Genomic DNA, 24162 nt, shown 5'->3' with positions numbered 1-24162 from the left:
CTCGCAGATGATTCCTTTAGACCAATTTTACAATGTAGAGCAGAAATTTCCTGATCAACACTACTTGACGTAGAGCCGAAATAAAAAGAGTGTCTCTCAATCAGAAGCCTGAAGTGGTTTCTAATTGGGAGACACTTTTAATTTTGATTAGATAAAATCGTCATACTATTAATTGTTTAGCGATTTAAATGCAGTTTTCTTTGACAATTGGGGCAGATTCCATGGACCTCGATATTATTACCAGTAACAAGGTAACCAGTTTTATCGCTTGTCATGAGTGCTAATTCCTTACTAATCTCGGTAAAGTGAGGATCAAAAACGTCGGTAATCTGACCACAATTATCACAGATAACGTGGTAGTGAGGATGACCAAAATAGTCATAATGGGTGCTGCCATCGCCATTCTTTAGTTCGATTACTAAGTTATAGTCGACAAATAATTTTAACGTGTTATAAACGGTTGCCATACTGATATTGTCAACACTATCTTTGAGATCCTCGTAGATCATTTCCACACTTGGGTGGGTATGATGTGTTATTAAATAGTTTAGAATCGTTTTTCGTTGGGGAGTAACCCTTACGTGATTTTCTCTTAATTGCTCAATTGCACGATCAAATTCTGCTTCAGCCAAATTACTCACCTCACTAGTTTAGAAGATTTAATTTACATTAAGTATAACATTTACAATTGTGAATTCAAACTTTATAATGGTCTTTGATTATTGATAATAATTCTAAAGAAGGGGATTTGATGAGAAAGTCAATTGATCAAAATGGCCGACCATATAGTCGGTTCTGGTTTATTTTTACACTATTAATTGGGACGTTTACAATGTCGATTAGTCAATCTTCATTGTCAACAGCTTATCCAACGTTAATGAGGGCGTTCGGGATCTCAGCATCAACGGTTCAGTGGTTAACTACTGGTTTCATGCTCGTGATGTGCGTTAGTATGCCAATTAGTCCGTGGATGTTGAATAATCTTAATTTTAAGACCATGTTTATTGGTGCGTTAGCCTTGTTTGACATTGGTTCATTGATGATTATTTTAACTCCAGCTAATTGGGGAGTTTCTGGATTCTGGTTTATGATGATTGGTCGGGCGATGGAAGCCTTCGCGGTAGGAGTGCTCTTCCCGTCATATCAATCAGTATTGCTGGAAATAACGCCGCGTAATGCACGGGGAACCACGATGGGGATCGCTGGCTTGGTAATGGGCTCAGCACTGGCTTGTGGTCCAATTGTTTCCGGAATTATCCTTAAATTCTTTACTTGGAAGAGTTTATTTATCTTCTTTATGATTATCATCACCGTGATTATTATCATGGCTGGTTCTGGCCTTATTCGCGATGTTATGCAACGACACGAAAGTAGCCTTGATTGGCTTTCTGTTTTCCTATCAATTGGGTTAATTGGGATTATGTATGTTATTGACCAATTTGGAAAGGCAAAAGCTAACTGGAGAATTAGTGGAATTATCTTAATTATCAGTATTTTGGCAATTATTTGGTTCTGCGTTCGTCAGTTGCACCTTAAGGAACCATTGTTAGAGCTCCGGGTAATGAAGACCTTTAACTACGATTTAGCGATTTTGCTAACTTCAATTTCTTACATTGCCCTGATCGTGACAACAATTATTTTCCCGCTTTACTATCAAGGGGTTCTTAAAGTTAGCCCATTTGTTTCCGGAATGTCACTAGTCCCTGGAGCAGCATTATTAAGTATCCTTAACCCGTTGACAGGGAAATTAGCCGATAAGATTGGCTTTAAGCCAACAATGCTAGTAGGGATGGTAATGATTGTTGCTGGTTGGTTCGCTGGCTTATTCTTAATTAACCGAATGAGTTTATGGATCATGATTCTTTGTGCCATGGTAATTGAAGGTGGGAATGCCTTTGTTATGATGCCTGCTGTTACTTTAGGGGCTAATTCATTACCAAATGAACTTGTTCCTCATGGGACTGCTGTTATTACTACGGTTCGTCAGGTCCTTGGTTCTACTGGGGTTGCTGTTTCAACGATTATTTTAACGACGGTAACAAGTCATAACCTTAGCCGGGGGATGGGGAGCCTAAGTGCTGCTCTAAATGGTTACCATTACGTGTTTTTGACAATGCTTTTTGTTGAAATAGTTGGTTTGTTTATGGCCTTAGCCTTGAAAAATACCGCTAAAAAAGATGCAAAAGCCTAATTATCTCGTCCTGTATATATAGGAAACTTAATGGGGTGATTAAATGACTGTGAAACGTCCCTTATGGGCTGAAACGTCTGAATTAATGCGTGATTATTATGATACAAAATGGGGACTTCCCGAACATGATAATCGCGAACTATTTAAAATGTTGACACTAGAACTCTTTCAATCTGGGTTGTCATGGTCGACAATTTGGAAACGAGAAAAAGCATTTGATATTGCATTTGCTCATTTTGATGCAGCAAAGGTTGCTAAATTTGGTCATGATGATTTTGAACGCTTAATGAATGATGCAATAATTATTCGAAACCGGCGAAAGATTATGGCGACGATTAACAACGCAAAAATAATTCAAGAGCTATTGGCAAACGGTGAAACGTTTAATAACTATGTATGGTCATTTGTTAATTTTAAGCCGCAACGTTTACACCTAAACGGTCAACGAGTTCCTGCACAAACAGCGGAATCAAAGAAAATGGCCCAGAAAATGAAAAAGGATGGTTTTCAATTTATTGGACCGACGACAGCCTATTCGTTTATGACGGCAGTTGGAATGGTTAATGCTCGTGAAGAGTAAAGAATTTATGTTTGAATCTAACGAGTGAATTATGCTAAGATGGTTCTCGTTATAAAGCAAATTCCCGATAGGATTCACAATTGTTGTGAAGATGCCTTGTAACCACTAAATGTTTCAATTGCAATTTGCATATGGGGGAATTAATACACATGGTAGAAAAACATTTATTTACTTCAGAATCTGTTTCTGAAGGACATCCTGACAAGATTGCTGATCAAATCAGTGATGCAATTTTAGACGCAATGCTTGAACAAGATCCGGATTCACGGGTCGCTGTTGAAACTTCTGTCACGACTGGCCTTGTCCTAGTCTTTGGTGAAGTGTCAACCAAGGCTTACGTCAACATTCAAAAGGTTGTTCGTGATACTATTCGGCGCATTGGTTATACTGACGGTAAGTATGGCTTTGATGCTGATAACTGTGCTGTGATTACGGCAATCGATGAACAATCACCTGATATTGCTCAAGGGGTAGATGACTCCCTTGAGACCCGCGAAGGGGATGCCGATCCGCTTGATCAAATTGGTGCTGGTGATCAAGGGTTAATGTTTGGGTATGCTACTGATGAAACACCAGAGTACATGCCATTGACATTGATGCTTAGTCATAAGTTAATGCAACGGATTGCTAAGTTACGGAAGGATAAAGTAATTCCTTACTTACGTCCAGATGCAAAGGCTGAAGTTACCGTTGAATACGACGAAAATGATAAGCCTTTACGTGTTGACACTGTTGTTTTGAGTACTCAACATGATCCAGAAGTTTCACTTGATCAAATCAAGAAGGATGTTATGGAACAAGTTATTAAAGCTGTGATTCCTGCTGAATACCTTGATGATCAAACTAAGTACTTCATTAACCCAACCGGTCGTTTTGTTATCGGTGGCCCTCAAGGGGATGCCGGTCTAACTGGTCGTAAGATTATTGTTGATACTTATGGTGGTGCTGCTCACCATGGTGGTGGGGCCTTCTCTGGTAAGGATGCTACCAAGGTTGACCGTTCAGCTAGTTATGCTGCCCGGTATATTGCTAAGAACCTGGTTGCTGCTGGCTATGCAAAGAAGCTTGAAATCCAAGTTGCTTATGCTATTGGTGTTGCAGAACCAGTATCAATTTCAATTGATACTTATGGCACTGGTACGCGGCGTGAAGCAGAATTAATTGCCGCAGTACGTAAAGTCTTTGATCTTCGTCCTGCAGGGATTATTAAGATGCTTGACTTGAAGCGGCCAATTTATGAACCAACTGCTGCTTACGGTCACTTTGGTCGGACGGATGTTGAACTACCATGGGAACAACTAGATAAGGTTGATGAATTAAAGAAGATTCTCGGCTAAGCTAGTGCTTGCATTTAAGAATATTGATTGTTAGAATATCATTAAATATTTGATCGAATTGGAAATAGTAGTTGTTACTTAATTCTTCAGAGATCGTGTGGTGCTGTGAACACGGGAATTATTAGCAATGAACTCGTCCAAGAAAATTACTGCTGAAATTGGAGTAGGTAGTAACGTTTGCCGCGTTATGGCGTGAAGTGTCATGATTAATTCATGGAATTCGGGTGGTACCGCGGAATTATTTCGTCTCGTAGAATAAATTTTCTACGGGACTTTTTTAATACGATCAAACAGGAAAATTGTTTATTAAATAAAGGAGAGAAAGATATGGCTTACGATCATACTGCCATTGAAAATAAGTGGCAACGTTTCTGGAAAAAGAATGAAACATTTAAGGCTAATTTGAACAAAGATCAAAAGAAGTACTATGCCTTAGATATGTTCCCTTACCCATCAGGTCAGGGACTCCACGTTGGTCACCCAGAAGGTTATACCGCTACTGATGTAATGTCACGGATGAAGCGGATGCAAGGATACAATGTTTTACACCCAATGGGTTGGGATGCCTTTGGTTTACCAGCAGAACAATATGCATTGAAGACTGGCCATAACCCAAAGAGTTTTACTAATAAGAATATTGATCATTTCCGTAACCAAATTCAATCACTCGGATTCTCATATGACTGGGACCGGGAAGTTAACACAACGGATCCTGAATACTACAAGTGGACTCAATGGATTTTCGAACAACTCTATAAGAAGGGTTTGGCTTACGAAAGTGAGATCATGGTTAACTGGGCACCAGACTTTATGGGGGGAACCGTTGTTGCCAACGAAGAAGTTGAAGATGGAAAGACCAAGCGTGGTGGTTACCCAGTTTACCGAAAGCCAATGAAGCAATGGGTTTTGAGGATTACTGCCTATGCTGACCGCTTGATTGATGATCTTGATTTGGTTGATTGGCCAGAGAGTGTTAAGGAAATGCAACGCAACTGGATTGGTCGTTCAGAAGGTGCTTCTGTTTACTTCCCAGTTGCTGGTGATGAAGATACTAAGATTGAAGTCTTTACTACTCGTGCAGATACCTTATTTGGAGCTTCCTATGTTGTACTTGCCCCTGAACAAGAATTAGTTGATCAATTAACTACTCCAGAAAATAAGGAAGCAGTTAAGAAGTATCAAGAAGAAGCTTCCCGTCGTTCTGATCTTGAACGGACTGATTTGAATAAGGATAAGACTGGGGTATTTACTGGTTCATACGTTATTAATCCAGTTAATGGTGAAAAATTACCAATTTGGATCAGTGACTATGTTTTAGCTTCTTACGGTACTGGTGCTGTAATGGCAGTTCCATCTGGCGATCAACGTGACTACGATTTTGCCAAGAAGTTTGATTTGCCAATTAAACCAATCATTGAAGGGGCTGATCTTTCAGAAGGTGCTTTTGATGGTGATGGTAAACACATTAATTCTGGCTTCTTGGATGGGTTAAACATTGCGGATGCCAAGAAGATGATGATTGAATGGCTTGACGAACATAATGCTGGCCATAAGAAAGTTAATTACCGTCTTCGTGACTGGATCTTTAGTCGGCAACGTTACTGGGGTGAACCGATTCCGGTAATTCACTGGGACGATGGGCGGACAACCTTGGTACCAGAAGATGAATTACCACTGAAATTGCCAGATACCGATAATATTGAACCATCAGGTACCGGTGAAAGTCCGTTGGCTAACGTTGAAGATTGGGTTAATGTTTATGACGATCAAGGTCGGCACGGTCTCCGTGAAACTAACACAATGCCTCAATGGGCTGGTTCATCTTGGTACTGGCTCCGTTATACTGATCCACATAACAGTAAGGAGTTTGCATCAAAGGAAGCCCTTGATTACTGGTCACCAGTAGATCTATATGTTGGTGGGGCTGAACACGCAGTTCTCCACCTTCTTTATGCCCGATTCTGGCACAAGGTCTTATACGACTTGGGACTTGTTCCAACTAAGGAACCATTTATGAAGTTGGTTAACCAAGGAATGATTCTTGGTGCTAACCATGAAAAGATGTCTAAGTCTAAAGGAAACGTTGTTAACCCAGATGACATCGTTGAAAAGTATGGTGCTGATACCCTTCGCCTTTACGAAATGTTCATGGGTCCATTAACTGAATCTGTTCCATGGGATGAAGAAGGCCTTCATGGTTCATATAAGTGGATTCAACGTGTATGGCGGTTATTGATGGATGAAAATAACCACCTCCGTGATCGGGTTTCAACTTTCAATGACGGTAAGTTAACTAAGGTTTACAACCAAACCGTAAAGAAAGTTACAGAAGATTACGAACGGATGCACTTTAACACTGCCATCTCTCAATTAATGGTCTTTGTTAATGAAGCATTCAAGGCTGATGATCTTCCAGTCGAATACATGGAAGGCTTCGTTAAGATGATTTCACCAGTAATTCCTCACGTTGCCGAAGAATTATGGAGTCACTTTAACGTTAGTGATACAATCGCTTATCAACCATGGCCAACCTATGATCCAAAGGCATTAGAAGAAGACGAAGTTGAAATGATCATCCAAGTTAACGGAAAGCTTCGTTCAAAGATCAAGATGGCAAAAGACATTGACCGTGAAGAAGCCCAGAAACTAGCACTTGCTGATGAACACGTGCAAAAGTTTACTGATGGCAAAGACATTAAGAAGGTTATTGTTGTGCCAAACAAGATTGTTAATATTGTTGCTAAGTAGTAAGTTACGTTGAGATAATATTATCTAGGAGACAGTATGGCGGCAGTCTACACTCCTGCAGATACAAATATGGCTCCAGAGTTTGGTGTTGCCAGGCTTTGGGGCCTTTTGTAGATTACACTAAAAGTTTCGTCAACATTTAGGTCGTGGTAAAATACTGGGTGTTTTAATAAAAGAAAAAGTGAGGAATAAAGAAGTGGAAATCGTAAGCTATCCAGCAATCTTTCAACAAAAAAATGATCAGATTGAAGTTGACTTTCCGGATCTCCCTGAAGCATTTACTCAGGGAAAAGATATGGCGAGTGCGATGGACTTTGCCAAATTGGGATTGGCAATTACACTAAATGATAAACTCGGCCATTTTGAAAAGGCCCCTCAAGTTAGCGACTTAGCTGAAGTTCAAGCCGCTCATCCTGACGCGATAGTGAAGATGGTAACGGTTGATTTAGAGCAGTATTAACTAAGATTTCCTAAAATAATTTGCGACGATGGTGTATTAAGGATAGAATGGTTAGTATTGATTTTAGAAAGTAAAAGGTAGGATTTTAAAATTATGAGTGAAGGACAGCAAAAGGATACTGCTCGTTCAAAAATGCTGAATGGTTCAGCATGGATGACGGCGGGGAATATCACCTCACGCATTCTTGGGGCCATTTACATTATTCCCTGGGTTACTTGGTTAGGGGCATATAGTGATGAAGCCAATGCCTTATATGCTCAAGGGTATAATATTTATAGTCTTTTTATTACAATTTCAACAGCAGGAATACCATCTGCTATTTCAAAGCTTGTCGCGCACTATAATGGATTGAATGAGTACGGGGTTAGTCAAAAATTAAACCGTTCAGCGCTGTACATGGCTCTGGCGTCAGGGGTTATTTGTGGGACGGTCATGATGTATATTGCCTCGTGGCCGATTGTTTATAACGGTGATACCAACCTGATTCCGGTATTACGTTCGCTAGCTTGGGCGATTTTTATTATCCCGTTGATGGCGATTAGTCGAGGGATCTTTCAAGGTTATAGCATGATGGCACCATCGGCAATTTCACAATTTGTGGAACAGCTTCTTCGGGTTATTTACATGTTAGGGGCCACTTACCTCATCATGAAGATTCAGAAAGGAAACTGGGTGAGTGCAGTTAGCCAATCGACCTTTGCTGCATTTATTGGTGCAATTGGTGCATGTATAGTTCTATTCTTTGCATGGGTTAAATATCGAGGCGTTATGCAGGGACCAGGAACGATTAAGCAACCTGCTGAAGAAGTTTCAACGACTGAATTAATTCTGAAGATTGTTTACCAATCAATTCCATTTATCATTATTGAATCAGGAATTAACCTTTTCCAAATAGTTGATCAATACAGTTTTAAACGGATGATGCCGCTAGTTGGACACTTTACTAAGTACCAAATTGATGTTTTATATGCCTTGTTCGCGTTTAATGCTAACAAATTGTATATGATTATTATTGCGTTAGCGAATGCGTTGGCTGTTACCGCAATTCCATTACTGGCAATGGCTCGAGCAAAGAATGATCATGCAGGGATGAGAAACCAAATTGAAAACGTCCTGATGTTATTCTATTTTGTAATGATTCCGGCTGTTCTCGGCTTATATGCGGTAGCCCAACAGATATATACAGTTTTTTATCGGTATAATCATGCTGGTGTTATTGTTCTTGAATTTGCGGCATTTATGGCAATTCCACTGGGACTTTACACTGTAGCAGCCGCAATGATGCAGGGGATCTCAGAAAATCGCCGGATGATGAAGTACTTAGGAATAGGTTTAGTGATCAAATTGCTAATTCAATTCCCATGTATTTGGTTAGCTCAAGGATTAGGACCCCTTTTGGCTACGGGAATTGCGATGATGGTAATTAATTGTCTCATTATTCGTTCATTTAACCGGGAATTCCGGCTGAATTTTGAACAGATGGCACTTCCAACTAACCAAATTTTGGCATACTCACTTGTTATGCTGGTCGTAACTAAGGGAATTATGCTTTTATTAGGATTGTTCATTAGTCCATACGGTCGATACACTTCCTTTATCACCTTAATAATTGGTGTCTTTGTTGGTGCAGGTGTTTATGGTTACTTAGCACTCCACTTCCGTCTTGCTGATAAGCTCTTGGGGACAAAAGCACGAGGATTACGGCAGATATTCCATATTAGTTAAATAAAAAATAGTTTAAAATATCAATAGGCTCCAAAGCTCGGAAAATGTCCGAACCTTGGAGCCTATTTTGGATCTAAGGTAAATAGAAAAATTTAATTTAAAAAGCCAATTTGGTGTTCCGTTTTTCCAGCTTCCATTTTCTTCATGAATACTGGTAGTGATCTACTAATTTGGTGAGGGAGAACTATGTATTGGTTTTTTGCAATCTGTTCGGCAACTGCACTGTGGGAATACACAGCTGCCAGGGTGGCTTTTAATGGTGACTTTGAGAATTCAGCCGTAAAGCCGCCGACCATTCCTGCCAATGTATCACCCATTCCACCAACGGCTTGGGCAGGAGTACCGATCGTTAATTGGTAAACTTCATCATTGGTATAAATTTCGGTATGATGCTTTTTAAGAACAACGGTAGCACCTAATTTAGCTTGAACTGCTTTGTTGCGTTCTTCACTTTGGTCAGTGATCTTAATTCCTGAGAGGCGTTGCCATTCCATTTGGTGAGGGGTATAAATAATATTTCCCTGTGGTTGGGCTAAGTCTTCACGGGCCATAAGGGTAATTGCTGAACCATCGATAACGACATTTTGCTTTTCATTAGTATGTGCGAAGACATTTTTGAGGATTGCAAGACTTGTTTCATCATCCCCTAGCCCAGGACCAACTACGACAGTCGTTGCGGGTTCAACCAATGAAGCAACTTGGTCGGCATCGTTAAAATCGGCAAACATTGCTTCTGGTAGTTGGGAGTGGAGGGCACCGGAATTGCTTGGATCAGTTGCGGTAGTGACTAATCCAGCCCCTGAGCAGACGGCAGCAGTGGAAGCCATAATAATTGCTCCGCCAAAATTACGGTTACCACCAACAAGGGTGACCTTTCCATATGTTCCTTTAAAGCTATTATTGGGCCGCGGTTTAATGACATCATAAAGAATTTGATCAGTTAATTCTTTCATTTTTAAGAACTCCTTTATATTGGGTGCTTTCAAGCTGAAAACGACTACTTTCATGGTATCATTATTTTAACGAAAAGATTAATGGAGGTCGATAAAATGACAGATTGGATGAAGGCGGCACAAAGTCAGGAAGAAAGTTACTTAAAAGACCTGACTACTCTATTGGAGATTCCCAGTGTTCGTGATGATCAGGCAGCAACTGACGAATATCCTTTAGGACCAATGCCAGCCAAGGCATTACAAGAATTCTTAAAGATGGCAAAAAATGACGGCTTCCGTACAAAAAATATTGATAACCTCGTTGGTTATGCAGAATGGGGTGAGAGTGATGAAACACTTGCTATTTTAGCCCACCTCGATGTAATGCCTGCCGGTAAAGGCTGGGAGACTGATCCGTTTAAGCCGGTTATTAAGGACGGAAAGTTATATGCTCGTGGTGCCTCTGATGATAAGGGACCTGGATTGGCCTGCTACTATGCCCTTAAATATTTAAAGGATCAGGGAGTTAAATTTAACAAGAAAGTGCGGTTTATCGTTGGAACAGATGAGGAAAGCAACTGGACGGGGATGCACCGCTACTTTGAGGTTGAACCAGCACCAACACTTGGCTTTTCACCTGATGCGGAATTCCCAGTAATTAATGGTGAGAAGGGACAATTTTCACTTCTTCTAGATGTTCCAGCAGGAGACGAGGGCACAGCACGGTTGAAGAGTTTCCAATCAGGCTTGCGTTTTAATATGGTACCACGAGAAGCTGTAGCGGAAATTACCACTTCAGATAAGGAAAAGGTTATGAGCGCGTTTGGCCAATTCATTGATGAAAATCCGGTTACTGGCCAAATTGAGGAAACAATGGATGGCTTAAAGATAACCGTGATTGGGAAAGCTGCTCACGGAATGGAACCGGAAAAGGGAATTAATGCGGGAACTTATCTGGCCTTATTCCTAAACCAGTATGATTTTGCTGGTGGTGCCGCTAGTTTTATTAAATTCCTTGCTGAATACCTCCATCTTGATACTAGGATGAAGAAGTTTAATAGTGCATTTACGGATGACGTAATGGGTGAATTGACAATGAATGCCGGAATCTTAAACTTTACTGAAGAAAATGGTGGCAAAATCAACATGAATTTCCGTTATCCTAAGGGAATTACCCCAGATGAAATTCAGGAAAAGGTTAAGCAAGTAACGAAACCATTGAAAATCATGGTTAAGCAAGGGGAAGGTCAAGAACCACACTATGTTGATCCTGAAGATCCAATTGTTAAAACGTTAATGAAGGCCTACACCGATATTAGTGGGGATCAAGGCGCTAAGCCAGAAGTAGTTGGAGGCGGAACATATGGCCGGTTAATGAAGCGTGGGGTTGCTTTTGGTGCACTGATGCCAAATACGCCAAATACCATGCACCAAGCAAATGAATTCCAGCCAGTCGATGACTTGATTACTTCAATGGCAATCTATATGCAGGCAATTAATGACTTGGTAACTGATTAAGCAGTTAGCTAGCATTATGGTAAAATAAAGGTGAAATCCGTTAAGGGTTAACTTAATTGTTGGAGGTGTCAATTATGAGTTACCAAAAGATTCTTGTTGGGATTGATGGTTCAAAACAATCAGAAATGGCTTTTACTAAGGCCGTCGATATTGCAAAGAAAAATAATGCAGCTTTATATTTACTTAGTGTAATCAATGGGGAGCGCTACCCAACAACCAGTCCAAGTGGCTTTGGTTTTGTTGACAAGAGTATTTATAATTCTGCAATTCAAGCGATGAACAAACGCTTAGCTGAAGACAAACAAAAGGCCGAAAAAGCCGGGGTTAAGGAAGTTCACACTGACGTTGAGATTGGAAATGCAAAGGTTGAATTAGCTGAGAAGTTCCCAAAGAATAATGGAATCGATCTAGTTGTAATTGGCGCTACTGGCCTAAACGCAATTGGACGGTTAATTGTTGGGTCTACTGCAGCCTATACCGTTCGGGTCGCTCCATGTGATGTAACGGTAGTAAAAACCGATTTAGATAATAAAAAGTTGGATATTAAAGAAAGTAGTTACCCAGAAATTTAACAGGACGCTGCTTGAAGTAAAAGACTCCAAAGTCTAGTTTTTCGGACCTTGGAGCCTTTTTAGTAAATACTTATTTTAGTAAAGAAATATAGAAAATGAAGAAATTCACATTTTGTATAACGTATGTTCGGCAAAATATGCTAATTGGGACAGATCGTGGTAAAATATGACAGTCGATACTTTATTATTACTGATTCGACGTAAGGAGTATTTAACGATGCGGTTTCAATTAAAACACGTATTATTAGCAATTATTGGATTATTAGTGATTGTAATTGGTATAAATTGGTGGCATCAAGCACACCATTTTAACCGAAATGTTACTGTTAACGGGATTAATGTTGGTGGCTTGACGACTAAGCAAGCTTTTCAGAAGGTTAAAGCAGCTAAGAACACCAATCGTGTTTATCTAAATGGTGATTTGATTTATGATGGCCCAGATAGTGGTTCATCATTAACTGCAACAGATGAAGCAAAGATGAAGAATGTTTTTCATCAGCAATTTTCGTTTTTCCCTTCACGGAAAGCTTATTCGTTACAAATTAAGCTAACTAAGCAGGATCTCAGCCAATATGATGCCAAAAAAGCAATTGTTCAAACGACACTTCAACGGATGAATAAGGACCGTCAAGCACCGGTTGATGCCTATGCGGAATTACGTAATGGTAAAGTAACAGTCCATAAGGGACAACGGGGAACGAGAATTGATGAGCAACACGTTCTCAAACAACTAAGTTCTCAGGCCTCTAATAGTAAAATTTCTCTTAGTGCCAAACAACAGCAACCACTTTCAACGAATAGTAAAACAGTTCAAAATGAAAAGAAACAGTTGCAAAAGTTAATCGGGAAAAAGGTTAACTATCAGGTTGAGAAGCAGACTTATCATTTAACAACGGCTGATGTGATCACTAGTGCTACCTATAAAGATGGTCAATACCACTATGATACTTCTGCGGTTGATAAAAAAATTAAGCAAATTAATCAAAAACAGGCAACACTAGGAAAAGCATTCAAGTTTAAAACACCTGAGGGTAAAGAAATAACAACTACTAGAGATGGTAGTTACGGGTGGAAAATTAGCGCAGAACGTGCCGGAAAGACTTTAGCTGATGCGATTGCAGCTGGTAAATCTTCGGTTAATGCGAAGGCTGATATTTACGGAATTGGTTATAACCGCCGTGGAACTGGTTATGGTGTAACAGAAAATGACGGAATCGGTAATACCTATGCCGTTATTTCAATTGCTTCACAGCATGCTTGGTTCTATAAGGACGGTAAATGCGTAGATGAAGTTGATGTTGTTACTGGTAAGATGAGTAATAAGGCTGACCAAACACCAAAGGGAGTCTGGTATATCATGTACAAGCAATCACCATCGGTTTTACGCGGAACAAGTGATAATGGTTCTAAGTACAGCAGTAAGGTTCAATATTGGGCTCAATTTACTGATAGTGGTTGTGGTTTCCATGATGCTTCATGGCGGCATAACTGGTCTAAGACTGCTTACTTAAATGATGGTTCTAATGGTTGTGCAAACATGCACCCGAGCGATGCGGCAGGAGCATATAATAGCCTTGAAGTTAATGAACCGGTTATAGTTTATTAATTAAATAAAGGGGACACGTCTCCAAGAGTATGAATAGGACGTCAAGATTCGGTTTTCCGAATTTTGGCGTCTTTTTAAAATTTAAAAGTGCGATTTCCAAATTATCCCGTATTTATTAGTTAGAGAGTTAAATCGGGAGTGAGATAAATGAAAGATAAAGTGATTTTAGGAACGGTGGTAATGCTAGTATCACTTAATACATCGTTAACTGGATTGGCTAGTCAGGTGGATGAGGCACGGAATGACGCTGAAGTTGCGGTAATTAACCAGGAAGAAGTAAGTGCGCAAAGATTACGCAGCCAAGGTGATGAGTATACACGTGAATTTCTCATTCAGTTCCATAATGCTACCCAAAAGTATCGGCAAGCTTTTCAATTAGGGATAGCGGATCAAGCAGCAGGACAAACACATTCATTTGACAACCAGGTTGAGCAAGCTGCTTATCAGAAGGGACGAGAACAAGGAAAACAGTGGGGCAAGGAAAACGATAAACAAGAAGAACCACAAATAAAAAGTGGTGCCACAAGTGGGCATTCCCTTGATCAGGAGAAGTACCCACACCGACAACCATTACCAAACCAAGCGCGTTTTATTGCAAGAATCGCTAAGCATGCGCAACAAGTTGGAAAGGATTTTGACCTATACCCATCCATTATTATTGCTCAGGCAGCCTTAGAAAGTAACTGGGGTTCGAGCGACTTAAGCCTTGCACCACACCATAACCTGTTTGGAGTTAAAGGACATTTTGGTGGTCAGGGAACATTAAAACCAACAACTGAATTTATTAATGGACAACCAAGACAAGTTCAAGATATTTTCCGTTCGTATGCTAGTGATATTCAGTCATTACGTGATTATGCTGAAACACTACAGCAGCCTTTGTACAATCAGGTCCACCGTTCAGCGGTTAAGAATTACCGGGAAGCAACACGAGCGCTTGTCGGACGTTATGCAACCGATCCAAATTATGATAAGAAATTAAACCAAATTATTGAGAGCTACCAGCTAACAAGATATGATGAATTGAAAAAAGATGGAAGTGAGAGCGGCCTTACTAGGGGGTATCAACAATTAGGATTACCGCCTAAAAAGCATGTAAAAGCTTCTTCTCACCGTACAGTTTCTGAACATAAGAAAATTTCGCCAGTAATTTCGGTTATTGGAGGTGCCGCATCAGCGGGAATGCTTACGGGATTGAAAAAGATACTTATTAGTTAATAAGAGAAAAAGAAGCTCCCCAGATTGACTTCTTAGCCAATCTGAGGAGCTTACCTTCGTATTAAATTAATTACTCAAATATTAATGCCGAATATCCTTCAAGCGTTCGTCAATCATTGCCAAAACAGCATCGACATTGCGTGGATTTTCTAGGTCATACTTTTCAAGATCAATTTTCATTTTTGGACTTGCATCATAGTCCCGGTACCAATCCTTGTAAGCACACCACATCTTGTAGTAGTAGTCTTTTAATTCGGGATTCTTATCAATTTGTTCGTAATCCCGACCACGCTTCTTGATCCGATAAAGGATTGTTTCGAAGTCGGTTTCAGAATAAACCATTAGGTCAGGTGCCTTTTTTGGTAACCGTTCAAGATCTGCCATCATATTATCCAATAGCTTCAAGTAAACTTCTAATTCGGTATCACTGATATTTCCTTCTGCATTATTTTCACGGGTGAATAATGCATCTTCATAGATTGACCGATCTAAAACATTATTATCATCGGATAGTGCTTGCTTAATCATTGAAAAACGCTTATTAAGAAAATAAATTTGTAATAGAAATCCATATTGCTTTGGATTTGCGTAATAAAGTGGTAATACTGGGTTTTCGCCTACTGGTTCATAGTAGGCTGTTGTATGTAAATGTTCCGCAATCTTACCAGTTAAGGTGGTTTTTCCGACACCAATCATTCCTGCAGTAATTATCACCATGTTGGCCCCTCTTTACTATATTTTTAAACACAAGAATTATCTTACTACAAAATATAGTGGATTCCTAATCAAATTTTGATATATTCTGTAGTAGAATTTAATCGTTTATCAACTTGTAAGGTTCTATTAATTGAATTTACTTTGCTTTTCCTGATAGACTGTTTTTGGCGAATTTTTATTTGACTAATCGAATGACAATTAGGGGGCAATGATTTGGAACAGCCAAATAAGCAAGATGTTAAAATTCAGTTAACCATTGCCAAGCAACAAGGGAAACTGGTTGAAATGCATAATATTAAGGGAGACGAATATTTTAACGTTGGCTTTATAGTTGGACTCGATAATTATTTTTGCTTAATGATTAGTATTGATTGGGATGGTAAGATCAATGGCTTAATTGCCATCCGGATCGAAAGTATCAGTGCGGTTAATGATCAAACAGATTATTTAACAACAGTTTCGGAAAAGACTAAGGTAGCTCATGAGAACCACTATTTTGATATTTGGCGGGTGCAACAATTCTTGGATGATCATCCAGAGATCACAACCGGAAATATTTTAATGAATGTATTGAGAGATTCTGCTGATAACCACTTACCGGTAGTTATTGGGACAAAAAAATATCAAGGAGTGGATGATTTTTCGGGAATGATTCACGACTTAAATGAAATTACATTGAATCTCCATTATTTCAACGAAAAAGATTTATCTTCTATGTGGACGTATGATATCCTTATTTCGCAGATTGACTATGTGCGATCTCGGGGAACGCAAATGGCAACGACTAAACAGATATTAGAAGATGTCTTTCACCAAGATTAGTTTGCTAAAGTATTTATGAATTTCTTGAAATGAGTGCGGAGGGTTAGAAAGTGAAAGCAGAATTAGTTTTAAAGGTGGTTTTGCCGCCATTAATTATTTTCGCAATTTTAGTGGCATTGACTATTTGTAAAGTGATTTCCGGATGGTCAATGTATATTTTATGGATCTTAGGATTTGTGATTGCTAACTTATTAGTAACAAGGGTAACAGCAAAGTGGAGTTACCAACGACGGAAGCAACTGCGCCTTCAAGAAAAGAAAAAGGGGAAGAAGAATGAGTAAAGTCTTTTCCCTCATTAGGCGGGGTGGCTTAGTAGCCGTCCTTTTCGTGTGTGTTGGTTTACCATTAACCGCAATGCGAATTGCAGATCGTAGTCATCAAGTTACGATAAAAACGATAATCTTAATCGTAATTTCTTTACTCCTTTATTACTTTATAATCATGTGGGCTCGTCAGGAATACCATAACCATAATCAATTACCGATTAGGAAAGAAATTAACCTGAAACTAATTATTGGTGGTTACTTAGTGATATTAGCTAGTGAATATATTCTTGAGATATTAGACATTGTAATTTATCACCAGGCAGAAACAGCTAATAACCAAAGCCTAATGACAATTTTAGGACGTAATCCACTAGTAACTGTTGTCTTTGCAGTTTCAGCGGTAGTTTTAACACCGATAGCAGAAGAGTTAGTCTTTCGTGGTGTATTAATGAACTTGTTCTTTAAGCCGAATACTTTTTGGCCCAAAGTAATCTTATCTGGAGTGGTCTTTTCTGCTGGTCATATAAGTACTAATATCATTAGTTTCCTTTTGTACTGTGTAATGGGGATGACTTTAGCTTACGTTTACCGAAAGAATGGCGATATTCGAAACTCAATGCTATTGCACGGATTAAATAACTTGGTTGCAATGTTATTAATGCTTTCACGGATTTTTAGTTAGTTCTTGAAAGCGCTTGCTAAAAATGATATATTATTGATGAGGAAGGAAATGAGGTAAAAGTAAACCTCCCGTTCCAATAGAGCCGAAGGAAGTTACGGAGTAGGCTAGAAGCAACATAAGAGTAACCGGAAAGATTTTAATTTAAATGGTGGTTACCAGGGTGCACTATCTGGACGGTAACGAATAAAAAGCGACTTTGCGGAAGATGAGAATCAAAAGTTTGTATTTAGTAATTAAAAGTTCCAGTGCAAAGTGGTAAGACTCCTTCCGTAAGCACTATGAGGAAGTGGACGATAAGACTAATTGATCGTTCCCCTCATCAGTAAAAGTTGGGTTCCAACATTTAGTTTTCTAAGTGTTGGAGCCTTTTCTTGTATCGGTTAATGATAGTTAAATTTGGTATAATTGTTTTGGAGGTGGTTGGATGTTTCTTTCAACTGAGGATTACCCACAAGCACATAAGGTTCTAGGAGTTGTTAACGCAACGGCTCATTTAATGTTACCAAGTGATGCAATTGATTTGTTTGAATCGCTAGATCAATTATTTACTGAAGTTCAACAGAAATTGCGTGAACGGGCTGCAGAAAAGGATGCAGATGGAATCGTTGGTGTCCGTTTTAATACCAATGTGGCAAACGTTCAAGTGGCCCCAAAGTTTTTAGTACTAACGGGATATGGGACAATGATTCAGTTCATTGAGGATAAATAGGACTTGTAATTCAGTAGGATTCCGGTATAATAAACTTGTTGTTATTTCTTTAATAACGATGCCCCAGTGGCGGAATTGGCAGACGCGCAACGTTCAGGTCGTTGTATGGGTTTCCATGTACAGGTTCGAATCCTGTTTGGGGCATAAATTAGCTCGGTAAACATTGATTTACCGAGTTTTTTATTTTGACACAAAATTAATATAGAGAACCTATTTACCAAGGAGGCACCGCCATGAAGGCCTTATCCATTCGTTCAGATTACGCAGCTGAGATAATGCATGGCACGAAAACTGAAGAATACCGTACCTGGTCGACTAAGTACCGGGGTGATCTTCTAATTTGTAACACTGCAAAGAAGATTCGCGGCTTTGTTCCTGGTTATGCTCTTTGTGTTGCTAAGATTATTGACGTTGAGCAACGAGAAGATGATAATGGCCGGTATTATGCTTGGAAAATAGCGCCATTTACAAAGAATGGATCGTACTGGATAGACCCACTTCCAATTAAGGGTCAATTAGGACTTTTTAATGTGGATGATCGGTTAATTAAACGCGCTCCGTTTGCAGAAATTCATAGTAGAAGTGCCAAAGAGTGGCTTGAGAAAGTAGTCGCACCACTTCGTTATTAGGAGGGTGAAAATTGCAATTTGTCATTGCTAGTCATAATCAGGATAAAATTAAAGAGCTTCAACAAATCCTGCGTGTTCGCAAAAATGACGCAATCCAGTATACAGAATTGGTTGAAAAAAAGCACTTTCCCTCTGAAGGCAACCGTTCATATACGGAGAATGCAAGTAGGAAAGCACTTTTTATTAGTAAATTTCTTCCGGAACAATTAGTAATTGCTGATGATTCTGGGTTAACTTTAACGTCCCAACCTGAAATTCTTGGTGTTCGGACCGCACGTGATTTAGTTGCTTACCCAACACCCCGTGAATATGCCCAACATATTATTGAGCTTGTTCAGGGAAAAGATCGTTCATTTAAGATGGAAACGGTACTTGCCTGTGCTTACCAAGGAAAAATCCTGAAAGTGGCACGTGGGATTTTAGAAGGCGAGATTGCAAGAACAGAACGGGGAACTGCTGGAGAAGGATTTAGTAGAATCTTAATTCCTGGAGGTTCAAGAAAAACACTAGCACAGATGACGTTTGATGAATCTTACCCTTACTTGACACGTGCGCGAGCCGCTGAGGAACTTGATCGCTTTCTAAAAGAAGATCACAATTAAAGATAAGCAGAGGTTGATGATCATTCCTCCGAATACTAATCGTGAGTGACGTGGATTACCAAACGTTACGATCTTTTCTCGAAAAGCATTTGCAGTAAAAGCAAAGAGAACAATAGAAAAGATTAACCATATCAGGTTAACGAGTAGCTGAGTTTTCCAGGTGAGAAATAGCTGAATGATCTGGCATGTTAACAGAATGAAGAAAAAACATCGGGTAATAATTAAGCAATCATTAACATGTTTTTCCATCTTGGCGTGGAGACCAGTAGTGGAAAAAATTAAGAGAATAATGATCGCAAATGGGATTAACAGATTTAGCATCGGGAAGCTCCTTTCAGAATTTGATTGTAACACTGATGCGAATTCATGGGAGTGAAACGAGTACTTTGCTTGAAAAAATGGCAAAAAAAGTGTATCGTACATTACTGTGTTTACTAAATTAATGAAGAGGTGATAGCCTGTGGCTGATTTTGAAATTGGTGATCTTGTTAAGGCAAAGAAGTTTGGTCCAATGGAACATGATTTTACCGGAATTGTTGAAAAAGTATACAATAACTCTGTAATGATTTCGATCCAGGATTTTGAACCCAGTGATAAGAACGGGGTTAATGAATTAAATGGCCGTGCAGTTATTCGGCAAAGTGAAGCCAAGATGATCAAGGCTGTTCCACGTACCGAAAAGAGTGATGACGAAGATGAAGACAGTAGTAAAGATACTGACAAGAAATCTTCAAAGTCATCTGATGATAAAAAGACAACAAAAAAATCATCAAAAAAGGCTGACAAATAGTTAAATTAGCGATATACTTACTAAGTAATTGTTATTACTTAGTTCATGCGGGTATAGTTTAGTGGTAAAACTTAACCTTCCCAAGGTTGCGTCGCGAGTTCGATTCTCGTTACCCGCTTAAAAATTGGATTGAAAAAATAACCTTCAAGGTAAGCCTTGAAGGTTATTTTTTTACTGAACCTCTTTGAGGACCGCGGTAAGTTGTTTTGCTGATGCTTGCATTTTGGCTAGTTCAGTAGGCGATAGTTGATATTCAACTACTTGACCGATTCCTTGACGGTTAATAATTGCTGGTGAACCAAGGTAAAGGCCATTGATCCCGTATTGCCCAGTGAGGGGAGCCGAAACTGGAATGACTGTGTTTTGGTTTTCAACAATCGCGGACACAATTGTTGAGAGGCATTTGGCGACTCCATAGAAAGTGGCGTCTTTATGTTGAATGATTTTTGCACCAGCCTGCCGAACTTGTTTCTCAATTTCATCCTTTTCTTCTGGTGTTAATTGGATGATTTCATCTAGTGGGCGCCCATTAATCATGGTTTCATCAAAAGTGACAAATGAAGAGTCACCGTGTTCACCAAGAACTTGTGAATCGACCGCATTTACTGAAATATTTAGACGTTGACTAAGAATTAATCGTAGGCGCATCGTATCCAGAGAGGTTCCGGTACCGATAACCCGTTCTTTTGGGAAACCAGAAATTTGCTGGGTAAGTGTTGTTAGGAGATCGACGGGGTTACTAGAAATAACAAAAACACCATTGAAACCACTAGCAACGATTGGCTCAACAATTCCCTTGAGAATTTTAATATTATTGTGAATTAGGTCTAGGCGACTTTCGCCAGGCTTCCGTGGAATACCAGCGGTAATAACTACGACATCCGCATCATGGGCGTCCTCATAATTACCAGCAAAAACATCGGTTGGTCCAGTTAAAGGAGTAATATCAGCAAGGTCAAGCGCATCTCCAATGGCCTTATCGTGGTTTCGAGTAACAATAACAAGTTCATCAACTTCACGATTTGATTGAAGGAGGGAGAACGCAAAGGCAGAGCCGACAGCACCATCCCCAACTAAGACAACTTTATGACGATAATGGTTAATCATTATAATTCCTTCTTCTTTAATTCACGTTGTGCCGCCCAGTGATTAATTGGACCAAATTTATGGCCAACTTCAATTGGGTGTGAAATTGCAGCATAGACCGCATCTTTAGCCCGGAGAACGGCATTCTTAACGTCTGTTCCCTTAGCTAATTCAGCAGCGATAACGGCAGAGAAAGTATCACCGGTACCATTAACATGGGTGGTATCAAAAAATTGCTTACTTAATTCAAAGTGTGAGCCATCTTCTAATAAGACAACGTCAACTACTTCTTTTTGGTTAGGGTCATTATGTTCCCCCTTAATTACCACGTTCTTTGCTCCCATTTCTTGGAGTTTCTTTGCGGCAATAAACATTTCTTGAGTGTCCTTTAACTCAAGGCCAGTTAACTTTTGTGCTTCATAGAAATTAGGTGTAATCACGGTAGCAAGCGGAATAATTCGTTCACGGAAGAGTTCGTATGCTGACTGTTCCAGGAGCATTGCACCGTGTTTAGTGATGATTACTGGATCAACCACCAATGGGCCAAAGTCAACCTTCGTATACTGATCAGCGACAACATTGATTACGTCATCATTAGCCAGCATCCCTGTTTTGGCAGCTGAAATTTTAAAATCAGCGGATAAGGTCTTAAACTGTTGTTCAATAAAGTCCTTTGGCATTACTTGTGCTGCATCGATTCCGTAAGAATTACCGGAAACCGCTGCGGTAAGAAGGCCGTGACCATAAACACCATCTGCGAAAAATGCGTGAAGGTCAGCGGGCATCCCTGCACTACCGTCTGAGTCATGACCAGCGATTGTTACTGCTTGTACTTGTTGGTTAATCATGTCTATCAGCAACCTTTCTATAACATGTTTGGGAAAATTGTAACATAAAAGAATCGGTGGTGACTCAATAAAGGGCTTGCAAGAACAAGAATTATTGCAAGTATTTGTACTAAAATGAATTGAAAAAATTCTTGTTTACAAACGAATGAATTATGATACACTAGACAAGAAACCAATGATTGAAGAGTAGTAGTAAGAAACGGTTTGTCAGCGATCCTGTGATGGTGGGAGTCAGGAATTTCGTTTTTATGAAGGCGTGCTTCATAGGCAAAACTTAATAAATGAGTGGAATTCTAATTCAATTAGAGTGGTACCGCGGGAAAATCTCGTCTCTAGTAAATATTACTTATTTACTGGGGATTTTTTGTATAGGAGGAATTAATTTATGGACGAAAAATTACAAGTTGCCAATGCCTTAGCTGTTGCATTACCAGACTTAGAGTTAAATGAAATCGAAGAAAAAATTGAACGGCCAAAGGATTCAAATAATGGGGACTATGCTTTCCCAACATTTTTCTTAGCCAAGAGCTTACACAAGGCTCCTCAAATGATTGCTAGTGAACTAATAGAGAAGATTGATCAAAGTGGCTTTGATAAGGTTGTTGTTGCTGGACCATACATTAATTTCTTCCTTGATAAGGCCAATGTTGGTGCTGATGTCCTTAAGTCAATTTTGAACGATCCTGAACACTATGGTGAAAGTGATCTTGGTCATAAGGCTAACGTAACAATTGACTACTCTTCACCTAACATTGCTAAGCCAATGGGGATGGGACACCTTCGTTCAACCATGATCGGTGAAGCAATTGCTCGGATCCTTGAAAAGGTTAACTACAATTTGATTCGGATTGATTACCTTGGTGATTGGGGAACTCAATTTGGTAAGATGATGGCTGCCTACGAAATGTGGGGTGACAGTCAAGAAGTCCAAGAAGGTTTAAAGAATGACCCAATTAATACTCTCCTTCACCTTTATGTTCGGATTAACACTGAAGCCGATGAACACCCAGAATACACAGATGCTGGTCGTGAATGGTTTGCAAAGTTGGAACACGGTGATGAAGAAGCATGGCGTCTTTGGCACTGGTTCCGTGAAATCTCCCTGGAACGGTTCCAACGGGTTTACAAGATGCTGGATGTTAAGTTTGATTCATTTAATGGTGAAGCATTCTCAGCACAAAAGATGGAAGAACCAATCCAACTTCTCCGTGACAAGGGATTATTAAAGAAGAGTCGTGGTGCTGAAATTGTTGATCTTGATCAATTCAACTTGCCACCATTGTTAATTATCAAGAGCAACGGAACGACTACTTACATTACTCGTGATTTGGCTACTGCATTGTTCCGGAAGCGGATGTACGGCCATGCTAAGTCACTTTACGTTGTTGGTGCTGAACAAGAAGTATACTTTAAGCAATTACGGATGGCATTGAAGGAACTTGGCTTTAACTGGTGGGACCAAATTGAACACATTTCATTTGGTTTGATGAACTTGAATGGTCAAAAGATGTCAACTCGTAAAGGAAATGTTGTTTCTCTTGAAGACGTTCTTAATGACTCCGTTGACTTGGCACGGAAGCAAATTGCAGAAAAGAACCCTGATTTGAAGAACGCCGATGAAGTTGCTAAGCAAGTTGGTATCGGTGCCGTAATTTTCCATGATTTAAAGAACTACCGGCGGAATGCGGTTAATTTCAAGCTTGAAGACGTTGTTAAGTTTGAAGGGGAAACCGGTCCTTATGTTCAATATGCTCGGGCACGTGCTGAGAGTATTTTACGGAAGGGCGGTATCCGTGACTTCAGTAATGTTGACTTAACTCAAGTTGGCGATGGTGCTTGGGAATTAATTAGCTTCTTGGGTCAATATGGTGAAGCTGTAAAGCGGGCTGCACTTAACTATGATCCATCAGTAGTTGCAAAGTATGCTTTGGAACTTGCAAAGAAGTTTAACCAATACTACGCTCATAACCGGATTTTAAATGATGATCCACAACAACCAGCACGGTTGGCATTAACTCAAACGGTTAGTCACGTTTTGAAGTCAGCATTAGCTCTTCTTGATGTTAAGGCTCCTGACGAAATGTAATAAATGTCGTAGCTAGATAAAAGCAACCTAAGATTATC

At 39.6% G+C, this 24162-nt stretch carries 23 protein-coding genes, 2 tRNA genes, 1 riboswitch and 1 other annotated feature; of the genes, 20 read left to right on the top strand and 5 right to left on the bottom strand.

Translation table 11 applies throughout. The annotated features are described in order from the left end of the window. Positions 1-176: 176 nt before the first annotated feature. The gene (locus H9564_RS07005; protein WP_191684798.1) at positions 177-632 is read right to left on the bottom strand and encodes a Fur family transcriptional regulator; all 456 of its coding nucleotides are present in this window, start codon (positions 630-632) and stop codon (positions 177-179) included. A gap of 119 nt (positions 633-751) precedes the next feature. Between H9564_RS07005 and H9564_RS07000 the strand changes: the two genes are divergently transcribed. The 6 genes from H9564_RS07000 (at position 752) to H9564_RS06975 (ending at position 9041) form a co-directional block, all read left to right on the top strand. Next, entirely contained in the window at positions 752-2191 is a 1440-nt protein-coding gene (locus H9564_RS07000; protein ID WP_191684797.1) for an MFS transporter, read from the top strand. 43 nt (positions 2192-2234) lie between these two features. Beyond that, positions 2235-2771, top strand: coding sequence for a DNA-3-methyladenine glycosylase I (locus H9564_RS06995; RefSeq protein ID WP_191684796.1), 537 nt, complete (start codon positions 2235-2237; stop codon positions 2769-2771). A gap of 44 nt (positions 2772-2815) precedes the next feature. Beyond that, a riboswitch (SMK box riboswitch) is annotated at positions 2816-2923 on the top strand. Next, complete coding sequence (gene metK, locus H9564_RS06990) at positions 2921-4108, top strand: methionine adenosyltransferase (RefSeq protein WP_191684795.1); 1188 nt, start codon at positions 2921-2923, stop codon at positions 4106-4108. Its footprint overlaps the riboswitch before it by 3 nt. 43 nt (positions 4109-4151) lie before the next feature. Then, positions 4152-4362, top strand: a binding site (T-box leader). Positions 4363-4435: 73 nt separating this feature from the next. After that, positions 4436-6856 carry a leucine--tRNA ligase gene (gene leuS / locus H9564_RS06985; RefSeq protein ID WP_191684794.1) on the top strand — a complete coding sequence of 807 codons (2421 nt, stop codon included), beginning with the start codon at positions 4436-4438 and terminating at the stop codon, positions 6854-6856. A 196-nt stretch (positions 6857-7052) separates the two neighbouring features. Then, on the top strand, positions 7053-7316 hold the full coding sequence (locus H9564_RS06980) for a type II toxin-antitoxin system HicB family antitoxin (RefSeq protein WP_191684793.1): 264 nt from the start codon (positions 7053-7055) through the stop codon (positions 7314-7316). Positions 7317-7409: 93 nt separating this feature from the next. Continuing rightward, complete coding sequence (locus H9564_RS06975; protein WP_191684792.1) at positions 7410-9041, top strand: putative polysaccharide biosynthesis protein; 1632 nt, start codon at positions 7410-7412, stop codon at positions 9039-9041. A gap of 92 nt (positions 9042-9133) precedes the next feature. Here the strand turns inward: H9564_RS06975 and H9564_RS06970 are convergent, their stop codons facing one another. Further along, positions 9134-9994, bottom strand: a complete 861-nt coding sequence (locus H9564_RS06970; RefSeq protein ID WP_191684791.1) for an NAD(P)H-hydrate dehydratase — start codon at positions 9992-9994, stop codon at positions 9134-9136. Positions 9995-10090: 96 nt separating this feature from the next. On the opposite strand from H9564_RS06970, the gene pepV reads away from it, so the two are divergent. The 4 genes from pepV to H9564_RS06950 all read left to right on the top strand — a co-directional run bounded on the left by pepV (position 10091) and on the right by H9564_RS06950 (position 14887). Then, positions 10091-11491 (top strand): dipeptidase PepV, encoded by a 1401-nt coding sequence (gene pepV / locus H9564_RS06965; RefSeq protein ID WP_191684790.1) that lies wholly within the window; start codon positions 10091-10093, stop codon positions 11489-11491. A gap of 74 nt (positions 11492-11565) precedes the next feature. Then, positions 11566-12063, top strand: coding sequence for a universal stress protein (locus tag H9564_RS06960; protein ID WP_191684789.1), 498 nt, complete (start codon positions 11566-11568; stop codon positions 12061-12063). 217 nt (positions 12064-12280) lie between these two features. Further along, complete coding sequence (locus H9564_RS06955; protein WP_191684788.1) at positions 12281-13669, top strand: L,D-transpeptidase; 1389 nt, start codon at positions 12281-12283, stop codon at positions 13667-13669. A 147-nt stretch (positions 13670-13816) separates the two neighbouring features. Further along, positions 13817-14887, top strand: a complete 1071-nt coding sequence (locus H9564_RS06950; RefSeq protein ID WP_191684787.1) for a glycoside hydrolase family 73 protein — start codon at positions 13817-13819, stop codon at positions 14885-14887. An 81-nt stretch (positions 14888-14968) separates the two neighbouring features. On the opposite strand, the gene H9564_RS06945 is transcribed toward H9564_RS06950, so the two are convergent. Continuing rightward, positions 14969-15604: a deoxynucleoside kinase gene (locus H9564_RS06945; RefSeq protein ID WP_191684786.1), complete on the bottom strand. Its 636-nt coding sequence runs from the start codon at positions 15602-15604 to the stop codon at positions 14969-14971. A 213-nt stretch (positions 15605-15817) separates the two neighbouring features. On the opposite strand from H9564_RS06945, the gene H9564_RS06940 reads away from it, so the two are divergent. From H9564_RS06940 to H9564_RS06900, 9 genes are all read left to right on the top strand, one after another. Continuing rightward, positions 15818-16426, top strand: coding sequence for a hypothetical protein (locus H9564_RS06940; protein WP_191684785.1), 609 nt, complete (start codon positions 15818-15820; stop codon positions 16424-16426). 50 nt (positions 16427-16476) lie between these two features. After that, positions 16477-16707, top strand: a complete 231-nt coding sequence (locus H9564_RS06935) for a hypothetical protein (protein WP_191684784.1) — start codon at positions 16477-16479, stop codon at positions 16705-16707. Beyond that, the gene (locus H9564_RS06930; RefSeq protein ID WP_191684783.1) at positions 16700-17374 is read left to right on the top strand and encodes a CPBP family intramembrane glutamic endopeptidase; all 675 of its coding nucleotides are present in this window, start codon (positions 16700-16702) and stop codon (positions 17372-17374) included. The genes H9564_RS06935 and H9564_RS06930 overlap by 8 nt, the downstream gene beginning before the upstream one ends. Before the next feature lie 424 nt (positions 17375-17798). Then, positions 17799-18083: a YbjQ family protein gene (locus tag H9564_RS06925; protein ID WP_191684782.1), complete on the top strand. Its 285-nt coding sequence runs from the start codon at positions 17799-17801 to the stop codon at positions 18081-18083. 60 nt (positions 18084-18143) lie between these two features. Continuing rightward, a tRNA-Leu gene (locus H9564_RS06920) sits at positions 18144-18227 on the top strand. An 89-nt stretch (positions 18228-18316) separates the two neighbouring features. Continuing rightward, positions 18317-18712 (top strand): ASCH domain-containing protein, encoded by a 396-nt coding sequence (locus H9564_RS06915; protein WP_191684781.1) that lies wholly within the window; start codon positions 18317-18319, stop codon positions 18710-18712. Between the two features lie 11 nt (positions 18713-18723). Next, on the top strand, positions 18724-19314 hold the full coding sequence (locus H9564_RS06910; protein ID WP_191684780.1) for a non-canonical purine NTP pyrophosphatase: 591 nt from the start codon (positions 18724-18726) through the stop codon (positions 19312-19314). A 460-nt stretch (positions 19315-19774) separates the two neighbouring features. After that, positions 19775-20104 (top strand): hypothetical protein, encoded by a 330-nt coding sequence (locus tag H9564_RS06905; protein WP_191684779.1) that lies wholly within the window; start codon positions 19775-19777, stop codon positions 20102-20104. Positions 20105-20151: 47 nt separating this feature from the next. Beyond that, positions 20152-20222 (top strand) — tRNA-Gly (locus tag H9564_RS06900). A 53-nt stretch (positions 20223-20275) separates the two neighbouring features. Here the strand turns inward: H9564_RS06900 and H9564_RS06895 are convergent. Next, positions 20276-21211 carry an L-lactate dehydrogenase gene (locus tag H9564_RS06895; protein ID WP_191684778.1) on the bottom strand — a complete coding sequence of 312 codons (936 nt, stop codon included), beginning with the start codon at positions 21209-21211 and terminating at the stop codon, positions 20276-20278. Next, positions 21211-22038, bottom strand: coding sequence for a bifunctional hydroxymethylpyrimidine kinase/phosphomethylpyrimidine kinase (gene thiD, locus H9564_RS06890; protein WP_191684777.1), 828 nt, complete (start codon positions 22036-22038; stop codon positions 21211-21213). The genes H9564_RS06895 and thiD overlap by 1 nt, the downstream gene beginning before the upstream one ends. Positions 22039-22423: 385 nt before the next feature. On the opposite strand from thiD, the gene argS reads away from it, so the two are divergent. Further along, entirely contained in the window at positions 22424-24124 is a 1701-nt protein-coding gene (gene argS, locus H9564_RS06885) for an arginine--tRNA ligase (protein ID WP_191684776.1), read from the top strand. Positions 24125-24162 lie beyond the last annotated feature (38 nt).

Source organism: Limosilactobacillus avistercoris, from assembly GCF_014836425.1.
In the GTDB taxonomy this organism is placed as follows: domain Bacteria; phylum Bacillota; class Bacilli; order Lactobacillales; family Lactobacillaceae; genus Limosilactobacillus; species Limosilactobacillus agrestimuris.
Note: the sequence above shows the minus strand (reverse complement) of the source record. Positions and strands in the feature narration are given on the sequence as shown.